Origin of the sequence: Jeotgalibaca sp. PTS2502 (genome assembly GCF_001975685.1) — a bacterium.
Taxonomy (GTDB): domain Bacteria; phylum Bacillota; class Bacilli; order Lactobacillales; family Aerococcaceae; genus Jeotgalibaca; species Jeotgalibaca arthritidis.
Genome location: NZ_CP019433.1, coordinates 1,264,941 through 1,283,291, shown reverse-complemented (window position 1 = coordinate 1,283,291; position 18,351 = coordinate 1,264,941). Strand labels below are relative to the sequence as shown.

At 38.9% G+C, this 18,351-nt stretch carries 21 protein-coding genes and 1 pseudogene; 13 read left to right on the top strand and 9 right to left on the bottom strand.

From position 1 onward, the window contains the following. Positions 1–239: 239 nt before the first annotated feature. The 7 genes from BW721_RS06265 to BW721_RS06235 all read left to right on the top strand — a co-directional run bounded on the left by BW721_RS06265 (position 240) and on the right by BW721_RS06235 (position 5,896). Positions 240–1,592 carry an MATE family efflux transporter gene (locus tag BW721_RS06265; protein WP_076767151.1) on the top strand — a complete coding sequence of 451 codons (1,353 nt, stop codon included), beginning with the start codon at positions 240–242 and terminating at the stop codon, positions 1,590–1,592. 514 nt (positions 1,593–2,106) lie between these two features. Next, complete coding sequence (locus tag BW721_RS06260; protein ID WP_076767150.1) at positions 2,107–2,859, top strand: DUF3658 domain-containing protein; 753 nt, start codon at positions 2,107–2,109, stop codon at positions 2,857–2,859. Continuing rightward, positions 2,856–3,773, top strand: coding sequence for an aminoglycoside phosphotransferase family protein (locus tag BW721_RS06255; RefSeq protein ID WP_076767148.1), 918 nt, complete (start codon positions 2,856–2,858; stop codon positions 3,771–3,773). The genes BW721_RS06260 and BW721_RS06255 overlap by 4 nt, the downstream gene beginning before the upstream one ends. Continuing rightward, on the top strand, positions 3,760–4,212 hold the full coding sequence (locus BW721_RS06250; protein ID WP_076767147.1) for an 8-oxo-dGTP diphosphatase: 453 nt from the start codon (positions 3,760–3,762) through the stop codon (positions 4,210–4,212). The genes BW721_RS06255 and BW721_RS06250 overlap by 14 nt, the downstream gene beginning before the upstream one ends. 36 nt (positions 4,213–4,248) lie before the next feature. Then, on the top strand, positions 4,249–4,365 hold the full coding sequence (locus tag BW721_RS12045; protein ID WP_232222895.1) for a LacI family DNA-binding transcriptional regulator: 117 nt from the start codon (positions 4,249–4,251) through the stop codon (positions 4,363–4,365). Beyond that, positions 4,350–4,820, top strand: a complete 471-nt coding sequence (locus BW721_RS12040; RefSeq protein ID WP_335617482.1) for a hypothetical protein — start codon at positions 4,350–4,352, stop codon at positions 4,818–4,820. The genes BW721_RS12045 and BW721_RS12040 overlap by 16 nt, the downstream gene beginning before the upstream one ends. A gap of 476 nt (positions 4,821–5,296) precedes the next feature. Next, entirely contained in the window at positions 5,297–5,896 is a 600-nt protein-coding gene (locus BW721_RS06235; RefSeq protein WP_076767143.1) for a hypothetical protein, read from the top strand. Here BW721_RS06235 and BW721_RS06230 read toward each other — a convergent pair. From BW721_RS06230 to BW721_RS06220, 4 genes and pseudogenes are all read right to left on the bottom strand, one after another. After that, positions 5,873–6,226, bottom strand: a complete 354-nt coding sequence (locus BW721_RS06230; RefSeq protein WP_156892203.1) for a hypothetical protein — start codon at positions 6,224–6,226, stop codon at positions 5,873–5,875. The two genes, BW721_RS06235 and BW721_RS06230, sit on opposite strands and share 24 nt — an antisense overlap. Before the next feature lie 73 nt (positions 6,227–6,299). Beyond that, a complete protein-coding gene (locus BW721_RS06225; protein ID WP_232222894.1) occupies positions 6,300–6,935 on the bottom strand; it encodes a hypothetical protein in 636 nt (211 codons plus the stop codon). Between the two features lie 51 nt (positions 6,936–6,986). Next, a pseudogene (locus tag BW721_RS12330) lies at positions 6,987–7,070 on the bottom strand (helix-turn-helix domain-containing protein); the annotation flags it as partial. A gap of 154 nt (positions 7,071–7,224) precedes the next feature. Continuing rightward, positions 7,225–7,407 carry a helix-turn-helix domain-containing protein gene (locus BW721_RS06220; RefSeq protein ID WP_076767137.1) on the bottom strand — a complete coding sequence of 61 codons (183 nt, stop codon included), beginning with the start codon at positions 7,405–7,407 and terminating at the stop codon, positions 7,225–7,227. A 157-nt stretch (positions 7,408–7,564) separates the two neighbouring features. Between BW721_RS06220 and BW721_RS06215 the strand changes: the two genes are divergently transcribed. Then, positions 7,565–9,262, top strand: a complete 1,698-nt coding sequence (locus tag BW721_RS06215) for a M3 family oligoendopeptidase (protein ID WP_076767135.1) — start codon at positions 7,565–7,567, stop codon at positions 9,260–9,262. A gap of 5 nt (positions 9,263–9,267) precedes the next feature. Then, positions 9,268–9,729, top strand: coding sequence for a SixA phosphatase family protein (locus BW721_RS06210; RefSeq protein ID WP_232222893.1), 462 nt, complete (start codon positions 9,268–9,270; stop codon positions 9,727–9,729). 236 nt (positions 9,730–9,965) lie between these two features. Here BW721_RS06210 and ftsH read toward each other — a convergent pair whose 3' ends face one another. The 3 genes from ftsH to BW721_RS06195 form a co-directional block, all read right to left on the bottom strand. Next, the gene (gene ftsH / locus BW721_RS06205) at positions 9,966–11,840 is read right to left on the bottom strand and encodes an ATP-dependent zinc metalloprotease FtsH (protein ID WP_083686803.1); all 1,875 of its coding nucleotides are present in this window, start codon (positions 11,838–11,840) and stop codon (positions 9,966–9,968) included. A gap of 4 nt (positions 11,841–11,844) precedes the next feature. Then, positions 11,845–12,300: a MarR family winged helix-turn-helix transcriptional regulator gene (locus BW721_RS06200; protein ID WP_076767131.1), complete on the bottom strand. Its 456-nt coding sequence runs from the start codon at positions 12,298–12,300 to the stop codon at positions 11,845–11,847. Between the two features lie 155 nt (positions 12,301–12,455). Continuing rightward, a complete protein-coding gene (locus BW721_RS06195) occupies positions 12,456–12,821 on the bottom strand; it encodes a YbaN family protein (RefSeq protein WP_076767129.1) in 366 nt (121 codons plus the stop codon). Positions 12,822–12,896: 75 nt separating this feature from the next. Between BW721_RS06195 and BW721_RS06190 the strand changes: the two genes are divergently transcribed. After that, entirely contained in the window at positions 12,897–13,385 is a 489-nt protein-coding gene (locus BW721_RS06190) for a methylated-DNA--[protein]-cysteine S-methyltransferase (RefSeq protein WP_076767127.1), read from the top strand. Between the two features lie 107 nt (positions 13,386–13,492). On the opposite strand, the gene BW721_RS06185 is transcribed toward BW721_RS06190, so the two are convergent. Together BW721_RS06185 and BW721_RS06180 are read right to left on the bottom strand one after the other, a co-directional pair. Then, positions 13,493–14,167 carry an amino acid ABC transporter permease gene (locus BW721_RS06185; RefSeq protein WP_076768664.1) on the bottom strand — a complete coding sequence of 225 codons (675 nt, stop codon included), beginning with the start codon at positions 14,165–14,167 and terminating at the stop codon, positions 13,493–13,495. A 32-nt stretch (positions 14,168–14,199) separates the two neighbouring features. Continuing rightward, entirely contained in the window at positions 14,200–15,099 is a 900-nt protein-coding gene (locus BW721_RS06180; protein WP_156892202.1) for a transporter substrate-binding domain-containing protein, read from the bottom strand. 230 nt (positions 15,100–15,329) lie between these two features. On the opposite strand from BW721_RS06180, the gene BW721_RS06175 reads away from it, so the two are divergent. The 3 genes from BW721_RS06175 (at position 15,330) to BW721_RS06165 (ending at position 18,343) form a co-directional block, all read left to right on the top strand. Beyond that, positions 15,330–16,187: a metallophosphoesterase gene (locus BW721_RS06175; protein ID WP_076767125.1), complete on the top strand. Its 858-nt coding sequence runs from the start codon at positions 15,330–15,332 to the stop codon at positions 16,185–16,187. Positions 16,188–16,272: 85 nt separating this feature from the next. Then, positions 16,273–17,136 (top strand): aldo/keto reductase, encoded by an 864-nt coding sequence (locus BW721_RS06170; RefSeq protein WP_076767123.1) that lies wholly within the window; start codon positions 16,273–16,275, stop codon positions 17,134–17,136. Between the two features lie 205 nt (positions 17,137–17,341). Then, positions 17,342–18,343, top strand: a complete 1,002-nt coding sequence (locus BW721_RS06165) for a Gfo/Idh/MocA family protein (RefSeq protein WP_076767120.1) — start codon at positions 17,342–17,344, stop codon at positions 18,341–18,343. Positions 18,344–18,351: the final 8 nt, after the last annotated feature.

The following is an 18,351-nucleotide window of genomic DNA, read 5'->3' as shown; positions in this document are numbered from 1 at the left end:
AGGACCTTTAAAATGGTCTTGGAGTATTTTTTTTTGGTGCTAAACTGTCGAGTGACCGATTTTTTTGGCGCCACTCAGCATAAATTGCGGAAAACGTGTCGAGTCAGCCGATTTTTTAGCTTCACTCGACAGATTCCATATAAAATAAATAAAAGAAGTGATAATGCTTCCATTCTATCTAAGTTGTAGTAAAATGAATTCGCAATCATAAATAATAAGTAAATGGAGACAACTGATAAATGGCAGATATGACAACCGGGAATCCCTTGAAATTGATTATTCGCTTTACCATTCCTTTATTATTAGGAAATATTATTTCGCAATTATATAGTTTGATTGATACCGTTATTGTGGGAAGGACACTTGGCCTAGGTGCTTTAGGAGCTATCGGTGCTGTGACTGGTTTAGTTGCCTTTGTCCAAGGCTTTATTTTAGGGGTGGCATCAGGGTTATCGTTAATATTGGCTCAGCGATTTGGAACACGTAACGATGAACGGATTCATAGCAGCTTTGTGGCAAGTATTTGGATTTCGCTTGCTTTTGTCTCAGTGTTAACAGCAGCTAGCATGGGGGTTGCCGACTTTATTTTAAAAGCCATCAATATCCCTGATGCTTTTTATGCTGATGGTCATCGTTATTTCATCACTGTCATGTTAGGTTTAGCGGTTTTGATGTATTACAGTGTTTTAGTAAATGCTCTTCGTTCGATGGGCAGCACGACACAGCTGTTATTTTTTATCACACTATCGCAAGTATTAAATATTGCCTTTGATTTTCTCTTTATTCTAGTCATTCCAATGGGAGTAATGGGTGTAGCCATTGCGACAATTTTATCGCAATTTATTAGCGGCCTTTTATGCCAACTTTACTTAATGAAAAAGGTAGCGGTTTTCCGCTTAAATCGCCATGATTTTAAACTAGATAAAAGAGAAATTAAACTTCATCTGAATATCAGCTTGCCAATCGGAATTCAGTCATCTATTATTTCGATTGGGTCGATTATTCTGCAACTTAAGTTGAATGGACTAGGAACGATGGCTGTTGAAGGGCATGCGATTGGTGCGAAAATTGAATCAATGACGACTATGCCACTTGTCTCCTTTGGTGTGGCAACAGCAACTTATGCGGCTCAAAATTATGGGGCAGGTCAAATTGATCGAATCTGGCGAGGCGTTAAAACGAGTACCGTTATTTCTTTAACCTATAGTTTGCTGGTCGGAGGCTCACTTTTCTTCTTCGGTAAACATCTGGCAGTTGCCTTGTTCAATGCCGAAAACGGTGACAGTCTAGCTTATGTAGATCGCTACTTTAAGGCGACTGCTTTATTTTATTTAGTCTTATCGATTTTATTTGTTTTCCGTTATACCTTGCAGGGGATGGGGAAATCAATTGCCCCAACAATCGCTGGCTTTATGGAAATGATTATGCGAATCGTTATTCCATTAAGTTTAACAGGATTACTTGGTTTCCAAGCGATTATTTTCAGCCATCCAATGGCTTGGATTGGCTCAACCGTAGCCCTTGTTTATGCACTTTGGCTAGTTAAACGAAATGATCGCTCTAGTAAGTTCAAACGATTTATGGCATCATAATCAAATGGAGATTGAGTGCGCTCAATCTCTTTTTTTGTGGACTAGGGGATTATAAGTTCAGCCATCAATGTCTAGCTCCCAAGTCCTGACCTAGTGAAAAAAAGATAAATTTGCCCCATTGCGCGCTTCGCTGCTCATTCAGGGTCAAATTTCCTATTTTTTCATAGGCCAAGGCGGACTTGTCCGCTTTTCTTGTGGAAAAAATAATGAAGCGAATGAATAAAATACTGAAAAAGAGTTTCTATTCACTCAAACCTAATCCTATAAAAGTTGGAAAAAAAGAAGCCCGCATTCACTTGTCCACCACTCGCCTTCTGTAGGATAACCCTTACATGTTATAAATCTATTCTGACATGATTAAGCTAAGTCAACTAACTGAAAAGGGAATGTTACAGTGAAAAATAGTGATTTTATTAAATGTTAATATCAATTTTGTTAGGTTACCTAAATAATAGTGAGCTAGTCTTTATCAACAAGATAATGGTAAACTAAATAAGATTGAAGGAGGTCGCTTATGATCAATATAGTATTTAGTTACTCAGATTTTATCCACTTAAAAGAAAGTGGGATGTGCCACGATGAAGATAGCTACGTATTCGATTTACAGTTGGATATGGGGATTTTGCGCGACGGTGTATTTAAAGAAGAGCGATTAATCAATAGTGGTATTCATTCAAAGTGGATAGATTTCGACAATCAATCTAAACAGTTAGCTAACATCAAATTACATGCTAAAGAGGGCTATATTATACGTATTTGGCTCTCAAATCGTATTGTGGATCTTTGTCATTTGGCATTTTTATGTGATGAGCTACTTGAGTATAACCACTCCTTAACAGTAGTAGCATTACCCAAAACTGACATACAAGATGAGTTGATTTTTCACTATCTAACATGGTCAGAAGTAAATCAAGAGAGGCTTTTTGAGCTTGCTCGGATTGAAACAGTCTTAACAGTAGTAGAAAAAAACAACTATTCTCAGCAATGGCAAGAACTCTTATGTGACCCTTTACCTTTGCGAACCATCATTAATGGTCAAATCCTATCCGTTCCGATGGATTTTTATGATTCGTGGATTGAATCTCAAATTCCACTAACGTTCTTTCCAATAGGGAATATTATTGGCAGGCTGATGGGTTATCAAATTGGACTCAGTGATAGCTTTTATTTGAGCCGAATAAAAACACTTATTCAAAATGGGAAACTTATCGTTGAGGGTAATGCAAATAGCCAAAATCTTAAAACAAAAATGAGGCGAAAGTCATGACGCTAAATAACCTACTAAAAAACTGGAATGTTGAGTCAATTGAAGCCGTCGAAAAGGGCTGGTCTTCTGATAGGAAGTATCGAGTGAGACAATCAAACGGTGATTCCTTATTGCTGAGATTATCTGATTCTAAAAACCATGCCAACAAAGTAACAGAATTTGAAAAAATTAAGCAATTATTTGATATGAGATTGCCTGTTTCAGAACCATTGGAAATTGGACTTTACGAGAACCAATCCTATGCACTTTATAAGTGGATAGAAGGTGAAGAAGCAGGGATTGTTTTACCAACACTCTCTATTAATCAACAATATCAGCTCGGTTATCAAGCTGGTCAATGCTTGAATCAGTTCCATCAGATTGAAGCACCAGTAGAAATAGAAAAGTGGGGCAGTTTATTCGACAGGAAAATGGATCGCAATAGGACCTACTATCAAAACTGCCCACTGTCTTATCCACAGGATGATTTTATTTTAGAGTTTATTGAGAATCACCGCCATCTGATTGAAAATCGTCCCCAAACTTATCAACATGGCGACTACCACACTGGGAATATGATTATTAATAAAGATAACCAGCTCGCTATTATTGACTTTAACCGATGGGATTTTGGCGACCCATGGGAAGAATTTAATCGTATTGATTTTTCATCTGGGGAAAGTCCGGCATTCGCTGCTGGCCAAGTGGATGGTTATTTTAATGATGATCCGCCACTTTTATTTTTCCAATTAATGGCCTTATATCAAGCCGTAAATTCTTTGGCTTCCTTGCCATGGGCACTCTCGTATTCTCAAGCAGAAATTGATACAATGATGAAGAAGACAGAGCAAATATTAATAGATTATGATGATTTTAAAACGGTGATACCAGTTTGGTACCATCAATATTCAGGAGGCAAAAATGGCGAGAAGTGAAGCAGCGGTTTTTACTAATATGTGCATGATTTACGATAAAGAAGGGCGAATATTAATTCAAGACCGCCAAAGTAAGCAATGGCCTGGCATCACATTTCCAGGTGGACACGTTGAAAAAGGAGAATCATTTGTCGATTCCGTTATTCGCGAAGTCAAGGAAGAAACGGGCTTGACGATCCAACAGCCCCAACTTTGTGGCGTAAAGCAGTTTCAAGATAGAGATGATGCCCGTTATGTGGTGATGTTTTATAAAACAAATCATTATAGTGGTACTTTAACGGCTTCCGATGAAGGGGAAGTCTATTGGATTAATCGCCGAGAGCTATTGAATTACCCATTAGCAGAAGACTTTGAGCACATGCTTACTGTTTTTGAGAGTGAAGAATTAAGTGAATGTTATTATTATAAAGATGAATCGAACAGCTTTCAGTTGAAATGACTATAGTGGCTGAAAGATGCTTGAAGAGGTGACTATATGGTAACCATTAATGATATTGCGAAAATGGGAGGAGTAGCCAAAAGTACGGTATCGCGCTATTTGAATGGCGGATCAATTAGTAAAAAACAAAGGCCAAACTGGATGCGATTGTAGCAGAAACAGGTTATACGCCTAACACCTTTGCCCAAAGCCTCAAAGCAAAGCGCACAAATATTGTCGGCACAATTATTCCCCGCCTCGATTCTTATTCTTCTAATGCGATTTTAGAAGGGATTGATCAGGAGTTATTGAAGCGGCAGATGCAACTGGTGATTATGAATAGTAGTCAGAGTGTGGAAAGGGAAATTGAAAATATTTATACTTTGGGTCGGCAAAAGGCGGACGCCATTATTTTATTTGGCGGAGTCATCACCGATGCCCACATGGCAGCTATTAAAAAGGTCAATATTCCAGTTATTGTCTTAGGACAGGCGGTGGAAGGGGTCCACAGTTTAGTTCATGATGAAGCGCATGCCGGCGACGTTGAGAGAACCCTTAACCGAAATCAGACTATTTATGGAAGAAAGCTCTCTAGAAGTCTTTGTCAATCAAGGGCAGGAATGTTTTAGTTTACGTTATATCGCGTTAGCATTGGATAAGAGCTTGTCTTATCACGAAGATGCTTCAACCGTAAATAACGAATGGACCATCTATTCGTTGAGTGGATTTAAAATGGAGAAGTTGCTAGGAAGCTTTTAAACTTTCTAGCAATTTTTTTGTTGAAAGTGTCGAGTGGGAGTTTTTTTTCATTCAGTCGACATGATTTTGAGTTTTTTTGTCGACTGGCTAATTAAATTAAGCCTACTCGACACTTTTTTCATAAAATCTGTCGAGTGAAGAAAAAAGTCAGCTCGACTCGACAGTTATATTTTCGTAACAGTTGTAATCAGAATGACATAAAGGAGAAAATAGCTTATAATAGGAGTATAAAGAGAAACGCAATCTCAATTAACTTTATTTTGGAAGCGTTTTCTAAAAAAAGGGGGCTTATAAGGACGAATGATAACAAAAACGATAGTTCATTATTCCGATAGGGGGAATCATTATGAAAAAGTTGATCTTTATCGCTGCGTTATTGGGAACATTCATGACTGGCAGTCAGTTGTCTGGAACACCGTTTACCGGAGTAACAGCTGGTTCGACCTTATTGAGTCCTCAAGTAGAAACCGTTAACGAAATCGTAATTGTGGAAGAGAGTATTGAAGAAACGGTTGAAGAGAGTGTCATTGAAGATGTAGTAGAGCCTGCTCTGGAAGAAGTCATTATTCCAGAAAAAAACGAAGTAAATGACGCTAGCATAGAAGAACAGCCAGTTGTTATTGAAAGTACGGAAGAAGAATTAACTTACGATCAAATTCACCAAAAAGATGTCGGTGAAGAAGAGGAAGTTGTTCCTGAAGAAGTCGTAAAAACATGGTATATTGCTGAGACGGCAGAAGAAGGTTTGCAGCTGATTTTAGAAACTTATGAGCTAGAAGAGTATAGCTTTGTTATTGATAGTACACCTTCTAATTTTGTCTACCAATATGATTTTTATATGGATTCGCCGGATGGTGAGCATGCTAACTTAGTCCATATTTTCCAATATGATGCAACAGGAAAAGCACTTTTCCAACTTGATTTAATTACAGGTGAGTGGCAGTAATAACAAAAAGCGGATAAGCTCGTGAGCTTGTCCGCTTTTTAATTGAGATTGCCGTTCTTTAATCATAGCGCGATAGGCAATTTCTTTATCAGAAATAACCTGATTTGCCAGTTCTCTTAATTTATGTAAGTTTAACGTTGCTCCTTTTCGGTAGAGATAAAAGATAGGACGATGAGCATTGAAATCAAGGGTAGTGGTAGTAACCACAATGTCGAAATCGTAGTCTTTAATCGTATCTAAATCAATGTAGTGAGGATCATGAATACTAATGGCGATAGTCTGTCCCATCTCCGACTGTATTTCTGCTGCCAACCCTTGCGTGTTTTCCATAGTAAAATGACTATAAAGTAAAATTTTACATGGAGAAAATTTGTCATGCATATGTTTTGATAGCATATACCACTTAGAAAGTAGAATATACACCAAATTGTTTTTGATAAAAAATAGGATACTGGTGCTTAAATTCTTCCATTAAGCCATAATCCTTTGGTTGAAAGAGCAAGTAGGGGCGTGGAATAACTTCCACGGGATTTTGACTATAGAAGTCAAGTGCCTGGTTTAATTCGACTTGTAGATAGACAAAGTTATTTGTTGGTAGGTCAAATAAATAAGTCAACTCGTTAATCATTTCTTCAACCGCTGTCACCTCTCTTTGACGAAGAAGTGATTCTTTTTCTCGTTCAAGCGGATTTTGTAATTTTAGTAAGTATTTCCAATAAGAAAACTCACTGAAATAAACCATAAGTTCTTCTCTGGACAAGCTTTCATTTTTTAAAAAGGGTGCAATTGCTTTATGAAAGCTGTCAAACTGCCGTCTTTCAGTGTCAAAATGCCGACTAACCTTAACAGAGGGTGATGTGTGGCCGTGCAGTGAACGGGATATACCTACCGCAAAGGAGATAGCTAGTCTAAACATATTGACGGCATCAGGTTTTTGGCCATAGTAGTGGATGCCAATATGGAGTGAATTATAAATGAGTTGACGGTTGACATCATGGAAGGGCCATTCTGTAATGGAGCAACGTTCCATAAAAAACATGCTATAAAATCGCCTGATTAGGGCTTCATCGCCCGTTATTTTAAAAGGGTTTGTATCTAATGATAATTTATATTGAGTGAGTACCTCATTCAATTGTGCAACAAGTCGTTTTAAAGAAGAGCAACTAATAAACAATAATTGCTCAAGTTCACTGGATGTATAGTTGTCATTTAAAAAATAAGTTCTAAAAGTTGAAAAGCAGCTGGCGATGTTTTAAAAATCGAACGTTGGAATACATCGATACCAATATGGGCAGGCAGTTCCATCCTGATTCCACTCGGAGAAGATGTCAGGCAGCCATCATTTGCGGATAGAATTTTTTTAAGTCTGTCAAATCATACTTAATGGTTCGAATTGACGAATTAGTTTCTTTAGCAATTTTGTTAATGGTTACAGTTTGGTCAGAATCAAATAAAAGCTCAATGATTTTATAAATCCGTTGGTCCTTTGGAGAGACAAGTTGCCAAATCATAATCATACCCATCCTTATGTAGTTTATTTGAATAGATTATATCACGATTATGACTGTTTAGAGGTCGTAGAAATGTATTTTATTTATCGATAGTAATGAGTAATATAGAGACTAGTGCTATAATAAAGGCACTATAAAATAAAGAGGAGATTTTTCCATGATATTTTCCGAATATGCTTATGTCAGACCTGAATTTGAAAGTTATAAAAGCAATGCCCAAAAGGCAATTAACCATATCAAGCATGCTAAAGAAGCTGATGAAGCGGTGAGCGGAGTCATTGAAATGACACGCTTTATGTCTGAACTCAGTCAACAAGGCGAGATTGCTTACATTAGACACAGTATTGACACACGGGATAGCTTTTACGAAGAAGAAATCAACTATTGGGATGAATACTCACCCCTTTACGAAGAAGTCAATAACGATTATTACCGCGCTGTTTTAGAGTCTCCTTACCGCGATGAATTGACAGCTGTATTGCCAGAGCAATATTTTAAAATGGCAGAATACAAATTAAAAATATTCAGCCCACAAGTGATTCAATTATTACAAAAAGAAAATGAATTAAGTAGCCAATATAATAAATTAATTGCTAGCGCAAAAATTGAGTTCGATGGCAAAACGTTAAATTTATCGCAACTAGGACCTTATCAGCAATCGACTGATCGTTCAGTTCGTAAAGCAGCTGCTGAAGCAGCCTTTGGTTTCTTTGAAGCAAACGAAGCGACTATTGATGATAGTTATGATCAATTAGTAAAAGTCCGCGATCAAATTGCGAAAAAATTAGGCTTTAAAGACTTTGTAGAACTAGGCTATATCCGTATGGAACGCTACGATTATGACCGTGAAATGGTTCAAGTTTACCGCCAGCAAATCTTAAATGAAGTTGTGCCGGTAACCAATAAACTGTACCAACGACAAGCTAAGCGAATTGGTGTTGACGACTTGAAATACTATGACTTGAGTTTAGAATTTGTTAACGGCAATGCGACACCAAAAGGAGACCCAGCTTATATTATGGAAATGGGTCGTCAAATGTATCAGGAATTGTCTGCAGAAACGGGCCACTTTATCGATTACATGTATGACCATGATTTGCTTGATTTAGAAACCAAAGAAGGCAAGTCGAGTGGCGGTTATTGTACCTTTATACCGGGTTATGACTCACCATTTATTTTTGCTAACTTTAACGGAACGAGCGCAGATATTGACGTCCTCACCCATGAAGCAGGGCATGCGTTCCAAGTATTCCAATCACGTTGGATTAAACAACATGAACTCGTTTTTCCAACGAGTGAAAGTGCTGAAATTCATTCGATGAGCATGGAATTCTTTACTTATCCATGGATGGAATTGTTCTTTAAAGAAGAGACTGAAAAATACAAGTTTTCTCATTTATCAGGAGCTTTGCAATTCTTGCCATACGGTGTTTTAGTCGACCACTTCCAGCATGAGGTTTATGAAAAACCAGAGATGACGCCTGCTGAACGAAAAGCAACTTGGCGCAAACTCGAAAAAATGTACAACCCTCACAAAAATTATGATGAAAATTCATTCCTGGACCAAGGAACGTTGTGGTATAGACAAGGGCATATTTTTGATACACCATTCTATTACATTGACTATACTTTGGCGCAAGTCTTAGCTTTCCAATTTTGGAAACGTGCTATCGTGGATAAGGATCCAGAAGCTTGGTCAGACTACTTAGCGATTTGTGACATCGGTGGAACAGAAAGTTTCTTGGAAATAGTCAAACGCGCTAACCTTAAATCTCCATTTGAAGAAGGTTCGTTGACCGATGTGGTTCGAGCTATTGATGAGACACTTTCTGCAATCGACGATCTGAACTTATAGGAGGAGTGATAGCTGTGAAGGGCGAATTGATTTTAGTCAGACACGGCAAGGCAGAAAATAGAGAAGTGAACAAAGCGGACGTTGACCGCATGCTCACCGACAAGGGAAAATCTGAGTTGGAAGAATTCATGCTAACCTTATTACCTATTTTAGAAAAGAAACCCTACCTCATTTGGACGAGTCCCTTATTAAGGGCTAAGCAAACAGCGGTTATTTTTCAACAAGCATTGCAGCTAGATGAAATTGTTGAAAAAGATTTTCTTGCTAGCGGTGATTTGGATGCACTCCAACAAGACTTAGATCAATTAGATGAGCACTTTGCCGTCATTTGTGTGGGCCATGAACCGATACTCAGCTCATGGGTGAAAAAATTGACTGGACAAGCCATACCGTTCAAAAAAGCTGGCCTTGCTTCACTATTATTTGAAGAAGATGTATCTGTTGATTGGCGATTAGCACCTAAATAAGCAAAAACCCGTCAGTGCCTTTATGGCACTGACGGGTTTTGTTTGGGCTCGTGTAAGATACAGCCCGTTAAAATCCGCTGTATCTTACATGACTGCCTTCAAATGTAAGATACAGCTAGTCATCAAAGCTCTGTATCTTACATTTTACCCTCTAGATGTAAGATACAGGTCATTTTTAAAAGTTGTATCTCACATGGAAAAGAGCTTGGGACAATTTGTCCCAAGCTCAGTTTCATCTAAAGGGTTGTTTCGTTGAGGATAGCCATAAATTCTTGGCCTGTCATGGTTTCTTTAACTAAAAGTTGTTGAGAAAGCTCATGAAGCTTATCAATGTTAGCACTTAGAATTTCTCCAGCTTGTTGATGAGCGGATTTAATGAGAGCCATCACTTCTTGATCGACGCGCTCTGCCGTTCCAGCTGAAACAGTCAGACTAGTATCGCCACCTAAATAGTGGTTGCTTTGCGTTTCGATTTGCATCATGCCAAAGGTGTCACTCATTCCATAGCGACTAATCATAGCACGGGCAATCTTAGTCATTTGTTCAATGTCATTGGACGCACCAGTCGACTTGCTGCCGAAGATAATTTCTTCCGCCACACGTCCACCAGCTAGCGTAACTAATTTATTGTAGAGTTCTTCCTTACTCATCAGCGTTTTTTCGCCTTCTTCAATTTGCATGGTGTAACCTAACGCGCCAGATGTCCGTGGAATAATGGTGATTTTATGAACCGGAGCCGAGTGCAACTGTTTTGCAGCAACGAGGGCGTGACCAATCTCATGGTAAGAAACAATTTCTTTTTCTTTAGACGAAATAACAGCACTTTTTCGTTGGTAACCAGCAATAACTGTTTCAACAGATTCTTCTAAATCCATTTGGCTGACTTTTCGGCGTCCTTCTCGAACAGCACGCAAGGCGGCTTCATTGATAATATTCGCAATTTCTGCACCAGAAGCACCACTTGTTGCACGAGCAATCGTATTAAAGTCGATCTCACTATCTAATTGGTATTTTTGAGCATGGACGTTCAAAATGGCTTCACGACCAGCTAAATCTGGTAGTTCAACAGGCACACGTCTGTCAAAGCGACCTGGACGTAGAAGAGCAGCGTCTAAAGATTCAGGACGGTTAGTTGCTGCTAAAATCACAACACCCTTATTTTCTTCAAAGCCATCCATCTCAGCTAATAACTGGTTGAGTGTTTGCTCACGCTCGTCGTTACCGCTAAATCCACCACCATCTCTTTTTTTCCCAATCGTATCAATCTCGTCAATAAAGACAATACATGGTGCCTTTTCGTTGGCTTCCTTAAAGAGGTCACGGACTTTAGCAGCACCGCGTCCCACAAACATCTCCACGAATTCAGAGCCTGAAATACTGAAGAAAGGAACATCGGCTTCACCGGCAACAGCTTGTGCCAGCAATGTTTTCCCTGTTCCCGGAGGCCCAACTAAGAGCACGCCCTTTGGATTTTTGGCACCAATGGCTTGATATTTCTTAGGCTGATGCAAGTAGTCGACAATTTCGCTGAGGGCTTCTTTGGCTTCATCTTGGCCGGCTACATCGTCGAAAGTTTTCGAATCGCCTGCTTTAACATAGACTTTGGCATTTGATTTTCCAAAAGCTAGCGCACCACCAGCTCCGCCACCACCCATTTTCTTCATCATTTGGCGAGAAAGTAAGCTTCCCAGCCCCCAAATAAAGGCGAATGGAAGAATCCACGATAGAAGGAAGGATAGAATTGGTGAGGCTTCAGTTGGAATGTCTGTCGCAAAAACTACATTATTATTCTCCAAACGACTAATTAAATCAGGATCATTTAAAGCACCGGTATTGAATACTTGGCGTTCGTTATTCTCATCCTCTGCTACGAAAATAATTTTATTGGCTTCAAATTTTACTTCACTCACATCACCGCGATCAATTTTATCCAGAAATTCACTGTAAGGGATTTCCTGAACTTGACGGTTTTCAATGCTCGGATATAAGAAAACATTCCAAATCGTAATGACCGAAAAAATAATCAAAAAGTAATAAAGGAGTGGCTTACGGTTGTTTGAGTTGTTTTGAAAAGGGAAGTTCATATTAGGCTTATTGTTATCTTGGGGCATAGATTTAATCCTCTCGTTTCTGTTTATTAATTTGTAGCATCACATCTTTTAACGCTTTAGTACCTTTGTAAATTTGCATCAACCTATCTTCCGGTACATTATGGAAAATAGGTTGGTAGGTTTCTTCCATTCGACGATCCAGATCAGTCAAGACCGCTTCACCTTTTTCTGTTAAGAAAAGGGATATGAAGCGCTCATCATCTTCACGGCGCTGGCGAACAAGAAAACCGTTTTTTTCCATTTTTTTACACATGGTGGATGTGTTGCCACTGTTGGCATCTAATGCAGCAGCCAGTTGATTCAACGACAACTCACCATTCTCTTGAATTTCAATCATAGCCTGTAGTTGCAAAGGCGTAATACCTAGCTCCTTAGAAAAAGGAGATACCACCCATTTTTTGGCATCATGAATGGTTTTCATCATCTGCCATATTTCTTCTAATATGATTTCTTTTGTCATCGTCTCACTCCTTTTAGCACATTAGCTTTGATTCACAACTATTATAAAAGACAAATATGAATAAAAAGTGAAGATTTATAGGACATTTCAAGATGAAAAGTCGTTCAGTTCACAAAAAAACCAGTTAAGAAAGTCAAGCGACTCTCTCAACTGGTTTATTCAGCTGTATTGGGAATAACAAAAAATAAATAGCAGCTAATAAAGACTGTTAGTAAACTCAATAGAATTTTAATAATGGTTAATGGCACAATGTAAATAGAAAAAACCATAAGTAGATAGATATTGAAGAGGATTTTCCATTTTCTATCTTTGGGGATGGTTTTTGTTTCCATATAATCGGCTACATAATGTTGATATAAACGCGTACCTTTCAACCAAACTTCAAATTTTTGAGACCCTCTAGCAAAGCAAAAGGCACTCAATAATAAAAAGGGTGTGGTTGGTAAAACGGGCAGGAGGACACCGATTGAGCCAACGCCCAAAGAAAGTGATCCAGCAATAACAAATAGTATTTTTTTCATATAACAGACTCCTATATATTAAAAGCTTAGCTAGACAAATCGTGATACAATGACTGAAAAGAGAGGTGGTTATCTATGTTTTATCAGATCATCAAAAGCCCGATTGGTCCGTACTTGGCAGTAGATAGTGGGAAAGGACTTTCATGCTTAGAGCATGTGAAAGATTTCGATAATATTTCTTCTATAATAGCAAGAATGGAAGAAAAAGCAACCCCATTATTAATGGAAACAGAGCGTCAAATCACGGACTATTTTAAAGGGAAACTTACGCAATTTAATTTACCTCTAGATACAAACGGGACGGTTTTCCAAGAACAGGTTTGGCAAGCTCTTCGTGATATTCCTTATGGACAGGTCCGATCCTATCAAGACATTGCGATTGCTATCGGTAATCCAAAGGCGGTTCGGGCGGTAGGTGGCGCCAATAACCGCAATCCAATTTCGATTGTCACACCTTGTCATAGAGTGATTGGGAAAAATGGCTCTCTAGTCGGTTATGGTGGCGGGGTAGATGTCAAACAGTCGCTACTCGAACTAGAAAATAGTGAATACAATCACAAGTGAATACCAGAGAAAGGGCTCAGACATTTGTTTGAGCCCGTTTCGTGTGAGGGTAACAAAAGGAATAATACAATTCCCATTGTTCCGTTTTTCATCATAGCATAAAAATGCTAGTATGAGCCAAATTGTTTTTCTAATTTTCGTTGAAGCACTTCGTAAAGGGAACAAATTGCCCAATAAATGAGTGCAACGAGAATATACATTGTCATATAATCATTTTCGCGGCCACCGACAATTTTAGCATTTTGAAAAATATCGGGTACCGTAATCATAGCAGCCAGCGCTGAACTCTTTACTAAATCTAAAATAACATTAGATAAAGGCGGAACAGCGATTCGTAAAGCTTGTGGCACGATCACTTTAAACAAGACTTTCTTTCTTGGTAGTCCTAATGACATACCAGCTTCCCATTGGCCATAATCAATAGCTTCAAGGGCAGAACGGATAATTTCGGCAATATAAGCTGATGAACTCAAGCTGAAGCCAATAATGGCAGCCGGAACTGCATCGAAATAAACACCGATAAAGGGGAAACCAAAATACAAAATAAACAGTAAAACTAAGGTTGGTGTGCCCCGCATAAATGAAATATAAAGTGTTGCAAATTTATTGAAGAGGAAGAAGCGGGAAGTCCGCATCAATGCAAGCATAAATCCCCATACTAAACCAAATAGGAAACCCATTCCAGAAATCAATAAGGTATAACCAATTCCCGAAAAGACATAACCAAAGTTTTCAATGGCGGTCTGCAAGTTGAAGATGTACTCCCACTTAATTGTTGTGATATCCACGCCTAAGCCTCCTCTACATCAAATTATTAATTTTGTTCGATTTCAATAACTGGCAATTCATCAACGTTGTCTAATTCTTTCGAAACGTCTTCACCACCGAAGAATTCTTTTGAAAGTTCAGTTAGAACGCCTTCTTCAGCTAATTCAGCTAAAATAGGGTCAATTTTTTCTTTAACAGATGTGTCATCTTTACTCAACACAATCGCTTGTTGACTTGGATTATAATATAAGTCTGACATTTTTACACCTAATTCAGCATAAAATTGAACAGCAGTGTTTGAAACATAATAGTCGTTTGGAATAAAGTCAGTACGACCACTTGCGACATCACGGAAAAAGACATCATTTGTTGCGTTATCATAAGTAACTGGCTCAGCGCCTAATTGTTTTGCAAGTGCCATATAAACGGTTGTTGCACCACCTGCAGCTTTTTTGCCGTCCCAGTCTTCCATTGTTTCGATACCAGAGTTATCTGAAGCACGAACTACAAGTCCACCGAAAGAGTATTTATAAGGATCAGAGAAATGGTAGTCTTCTAAACGGGCTTCAGTAATATCAAAGCCATTAGCAACAGCGTCTACTTGACCACTTTGAACAGCTGTTAACATACCGTCAACACCCATTTCCATAAAGTCAACTTCCAAACCAAGACGATCAGCGACTTCCTTAACCACTTCAACTTCATAACCAGTTAGTTCATTGTCATCACCGTGGTATGAACTTGGAAATAGCGTACCAGATGTAGCAACTTTTAAGACACCAGATTCTTCAATTCGGTCCCAAGCCGTCTTTTCTGTACTAGTGTTATCGGGGTTAGCTGTTTCATTAGAGCTGTTTCCTGTATCTGTATTTCCACAAGCGGCTAAAAATAATGCTGAAAGTGCTGCGAAACCGCTTAGTAAAGCTTTTTTATTTCGTTGAATCATTTTGACATCATCCCTTCAATACCTTTTTACTGTTTAACAATAGCATTAAATATGTTTAATTGCAATGAGAAACTGAGGAGTTGTGAAACAGTTTGTTTAAACTGTTTTGGGTCTAGACATAGGTGTTTCAAAAGATTTACCTAAATTTTGACGAAAATAAGGTCAAACCGTAAAATAAACAGTAAGATGAGAGAGTCAGAATGATTCTAATGAAGTTTGGAGTGTGACAAATGTCAATTAAAAATAAACTACTAACAACGACAGTGCTTGCTGGTGGGGCAGCTCTTTATTTGCACCAACAAAACACTAGCTTACAAACAAGCCATTACACATTAGCTGTAACTAATTTAGAAAAGGAGAACGAAGGCCTTAAAATAGCTCATTTATCGGACCTTCACCTGCCTAGAACACAAGTGAACTTAGAGAAAGTTCTTGAAAAAATTGCAGATGAAGCAGTTGATTTTATCTTTCTAACTGGCGATCAGTTTGATGCCGGCCAATCATTTAACCGTAAACAGGCGCTTAATTTTTTCTGTTCGCTACGAAAAATTGCAGCTGTTTATGCCATTCACGGCAATCACGACCAACAATCACCTCGGGCAGAAGAAATCCCCGACCTTTATCAGGAAGCAGGCATTACCTTGCTTGAAGACAATGCCTATTCAGTGATGGCTGAAAATCGTCGGCCGATTGTGATCATGGGGGCGGCAGAACCTGCGTCACTTTTGAAAAAGCAAAAAAGAAATCTTCTTAGTAAAGTAATGGTTCGTCCTGACTGGCAAGGGCAAACGCGCTTGTTGTTGGCTCACCGTCCGGAATTGTTTGAACGTTACCATCAAGATAAAACGAAGGCACCCGATATCACCTTTTCAGGCCATGCTCATGGCGGACAAGTGCGGATTCCAAAAGTTGGCGGTCTATTTGCACCTGGTCAAGGGCGGTTGCCTAAACACACTAGCGGTGTTCATGCGCTAGCAGCTGATCCAAGTAAACGACTAGTCATCAGTCGTGGCTTAGGGCCGTCTCAGTTTCCATTTCGGGTTAACAATCGTCCCGAGTTGATTTTTGTTAGCCTGACAGAAGCGTGAAAGCGCATTTATTTCCTTTGTATTCAGATCTCTAAAAGGGTAGAATTAGAGTAAGCTATGCAAAGAAAAAAGGGGTGTGAAATCAATGGTAAAAAACGTAATGGATCGATTGCCGCTTAATGATGGATACACAATTCCCGGAATTGGTTTTGGAACGTCGGGAATATCAGAACGTGACGCTGAAGAACTTGTTTTTAAAGCAATCATGCGGGGTTACCGCCTGATTGACACTGCAAGCTGGTATAAAAATGAAGAAGCTGTAGGAAAAGGGATTCACAAAGCGGTGAATGCTGGTATTTCCAGAGACGAGATTTTCGTTGTTTCTAAAGCTTGGAAAGACGAAATGGGTTATGAAGAAGCAACAGATGCTTTTAACCGTTCATTCGACCGACTTGGTTTGGATTACATTGATTTGTATTTAATTCATTGGCCAAGTCCAGAAGACGGGAAAAATTTAGACACTTGGCGCGCCTTGGAAGATTTAACAGAATCAGGTCGGGTTCGTAGTATCGGTGTGTCTAACTTTAACCGCGGTGAACTCAATGAACTCATTAAAGAAGGTCGCATTCGCCCAGCCGTTAACCAAATTCCGGTTAATCCAAGCCAAATGAATGCAGATCTCGATGATTTCTGCTACCGCAATAATATTGTGACTATGGGCTACAGCCCACTTGGTGCCGGCAAGGTGAATAAAAATAAACAGCTGGCTGCCATTGGAAATAAATATGATAAATCACCTGCGCAAATTGCCTTGAAGTGGTGTGTGGACCGCGATGTGGTGCCGATTCCTAAAACCAGTCATGACGAGCGCATGAAAGAAAACCTCGATATCTTTGATTTCGAGCTAACCGATGACGATATTAATACCTTAAATAATATTGATGAGAAAAAAACCGTTACCCATAAAGAAGGCAATAATCAAAATAAACGCCATGGGTCACGGAGATAGTTGAGTTAATAGGCTAGGAGTTTATCCTAGCCTATTTTTTTTATGCTCATGTGAGATACAGACCTAAAAAAACAGCTGTATCTTACAGTTGCACCCAAATGTAATTACTATTATGAAAGAATATTTCAAACCACTCTTAAAATGTAGTAGAATAGAGAAGATATTACAGCTTTCAACATCACTTTGAAAAAAAGGGGGAGTTCTGATGTTAAGAATAGGAATAATTGGGACAAGTAGTATTGCACACGAGTTTGCGAAAGCACTCACTTTATCCAAACGTTATGAGGTAAAAGCCATATATAGCCGTAGTCTGGAAAAGGCAGAAGAATTTGGTCAGCCTTATGGCGCAACATTATTTTTTGACGATTTAAATGACTTATTATCTAGTGAAGAAATTGATGTCGTTTATATTGCATCACCAAATAGCCTGCACTATGACCAAGCAGTAGCTGCTTTAAATCACCACAAACATGTTATTGTCGAAAAACCGGCATTTTCTAATATGAAAGAGTGGACGGCAGCCTTTGATTTGGCGGCAGAAAAAGGTGTGTTTTTATTTGAAGCGGCACGCCATATTCACGATAAGAACTTCCAGTTAATCAAAAATGAAATTGCTAAGTTACCGCATATTGATGGTGCTATTCTTCATTTTGGGAAATATTCGTCGCGCTACGACCAAGTGTTGGCTGGCGAAGATGCCAATATTTTCTCTTTGAAATTCTCAGGCGGTGCCTTAATGGACTTAGGTGTTTACTTGATTTATGCTGCTCTTTCTTGGTTTGGTGAACCGGAAAGTGGCCAGTATATCGCACGTAAAATTAAAACAGGTGTGGACGGAACAGGAACCATTATTTTCCGTTATGCGGACTATGATGTGGTTATGCATGTATCAAAAATTTCTAATTTGTCAGCGCCATCTGAAGTTCATTCCGGCAAGAAAACGCTAGTGATGGATGGCGTGAGTGTGATTACATCAGTTGAACTAGACGACACAGAAAAGAATCAACGTCAACAATTAATTTTACCAACGAGCGACCATTTGATGGTGGATGAAGCTATTGCATTTGCGGATGTTATCGAGTCAGCAGATTCAACAGAAAACCAAGCTAAGTATCAAGAGTGGAAACAACTCAGCTACGATGTATCAAGATGGATCGAAACGCTTCGTAAAGAAGCCGGCATTTATTTTGACGCAGACAATGAATAAAAAGGGGA

Excerpts from the sequence above, each read along its gene's own strand:
- BW721_RS06265 (WP_076767151.1), top strand. The coding sequence starts at position 240 with ATGGCAGATATGACAACCGGGAATCCCTTGAAATTGATTATTCGCTTT.
- BW721_RS06260 (WP_076767150.1), top strand. The coding sequence starts at position 2,107 with ATGATCAATATAGTATTTAGTTACTCAGATTTTATCCACTTAAAAGAA.
- BW721_RS06255 (WP_076767148.1), top strand. The coding sequence starts at position 2,856 with ATGACGCTAAATAACCTACTAAAAAACTGGAATGTTGAGTCAATTGAA.
- BW721_RS06250 (WP_076767147.1), top strand. The coding sequence starts at position 3,760 with ATGGCGAGAAGTGAAGCAGCGGTTTTTACTAATATGTGCATGATTTAC.
- BW721_RS12045 (WP_232222895.1), top strand. The coding sequence starts at position 4,249 with ATGGTAACCATTAATGATATTGCGAAAATGGGAGGAGTAGCCAAAAGT.
- BW721_RS06235 (WP_076767143.1), top strand. The coding sequence starts at position 5,297 with ATGAAAAAGTTGATCTTTATCGCTGCGTTATTGGGAACATTCATGACT.
- BW721_RS06230 (WP_156892203.1), bottom strand. The coding sequence starts at position 6,226 with ATGGAAAACACGCAAGGGTTGGCAGCAGAAATACAGTCGGAGATGGGA.
- BW721_RS06225 (WP_232222894.1), bottom strand. The coding sequence starts at position 6,935 with ATGTTTTTTATGGAACGTTGCTCCATTACAGAATGGCCCTTCCATGAT.
- BW721_RS06220 (WP_076767137.1), bottom strand. The coding sequence starts at position 7,407 with ATGATTTGGCAACTTGTCTCTCCAAAGGACCAACGGATTTATAAAATC.
- BW721_RS06215 (WP_076767135.1), top strand. The coding sequence starts at position 7,565 with ATGATATTTTCCGAATATGCTTATGTCAGACCTGAATTTGAAAGTTAT.
- ftsH (WP_083686803.1), bottom strand. The coding sequence starts at position 11,840 with ATGCCCCAAGATAACAATAAGCCTAATATGAACTTCCCTTTTCAAAAC.
- BW721_RS06200 (WP_076767131.1), bottom strand. The coding sequence starts at position 12,300 with ATGACAAAAGAAATCATATTAGAAGAAATATGGCAGATGATGAAAACC.
- BW721_RS06195 (WP_076767129.1), bottom strand. The coding sequence starts at position 12,821 with ATGAAAAAAATACTATTTGTTATTGCTGGATCACTTTCTTTGGGCGTT.
- BW721_RS06190 (WP_076767127.1), top strand. The coding sequence starts at position 12,897 with ATGTTTTATCAGATCATCAAAAGCCCGATTGGTCCGTACTTGGCAGTA.
- BW721_RS06180 (WP_156892202.1), bottom strand. The coding sequence starts at position 15,099 with ATGATTCAACGAAATAAAAAAGCTTTACTAAGCGGTTTCGCAGCACTT.
- BW721_RS06175 (WP_076767125.1), top strand. The coding sequence starts at position 15,330 with ATGTCAATTAAAAATAAACTACTAACAACGACAGTGCTTGCTGGTGGG.
- BW721_RS06170 (WP_076767123.1), top strand. The coding sequence starts at position 16,273 with ATGGTAAAAAACGTAATGGATCGATTGCCGCTTAATGATGGATACACA.
- BW721_RS06165 (WP_076767120.1), top strand. The coding sequence starts at position 17,342 with ATGTTAAGAATAGGAATAATTGGGACAAGTAGTATTGCACACGAGTTT.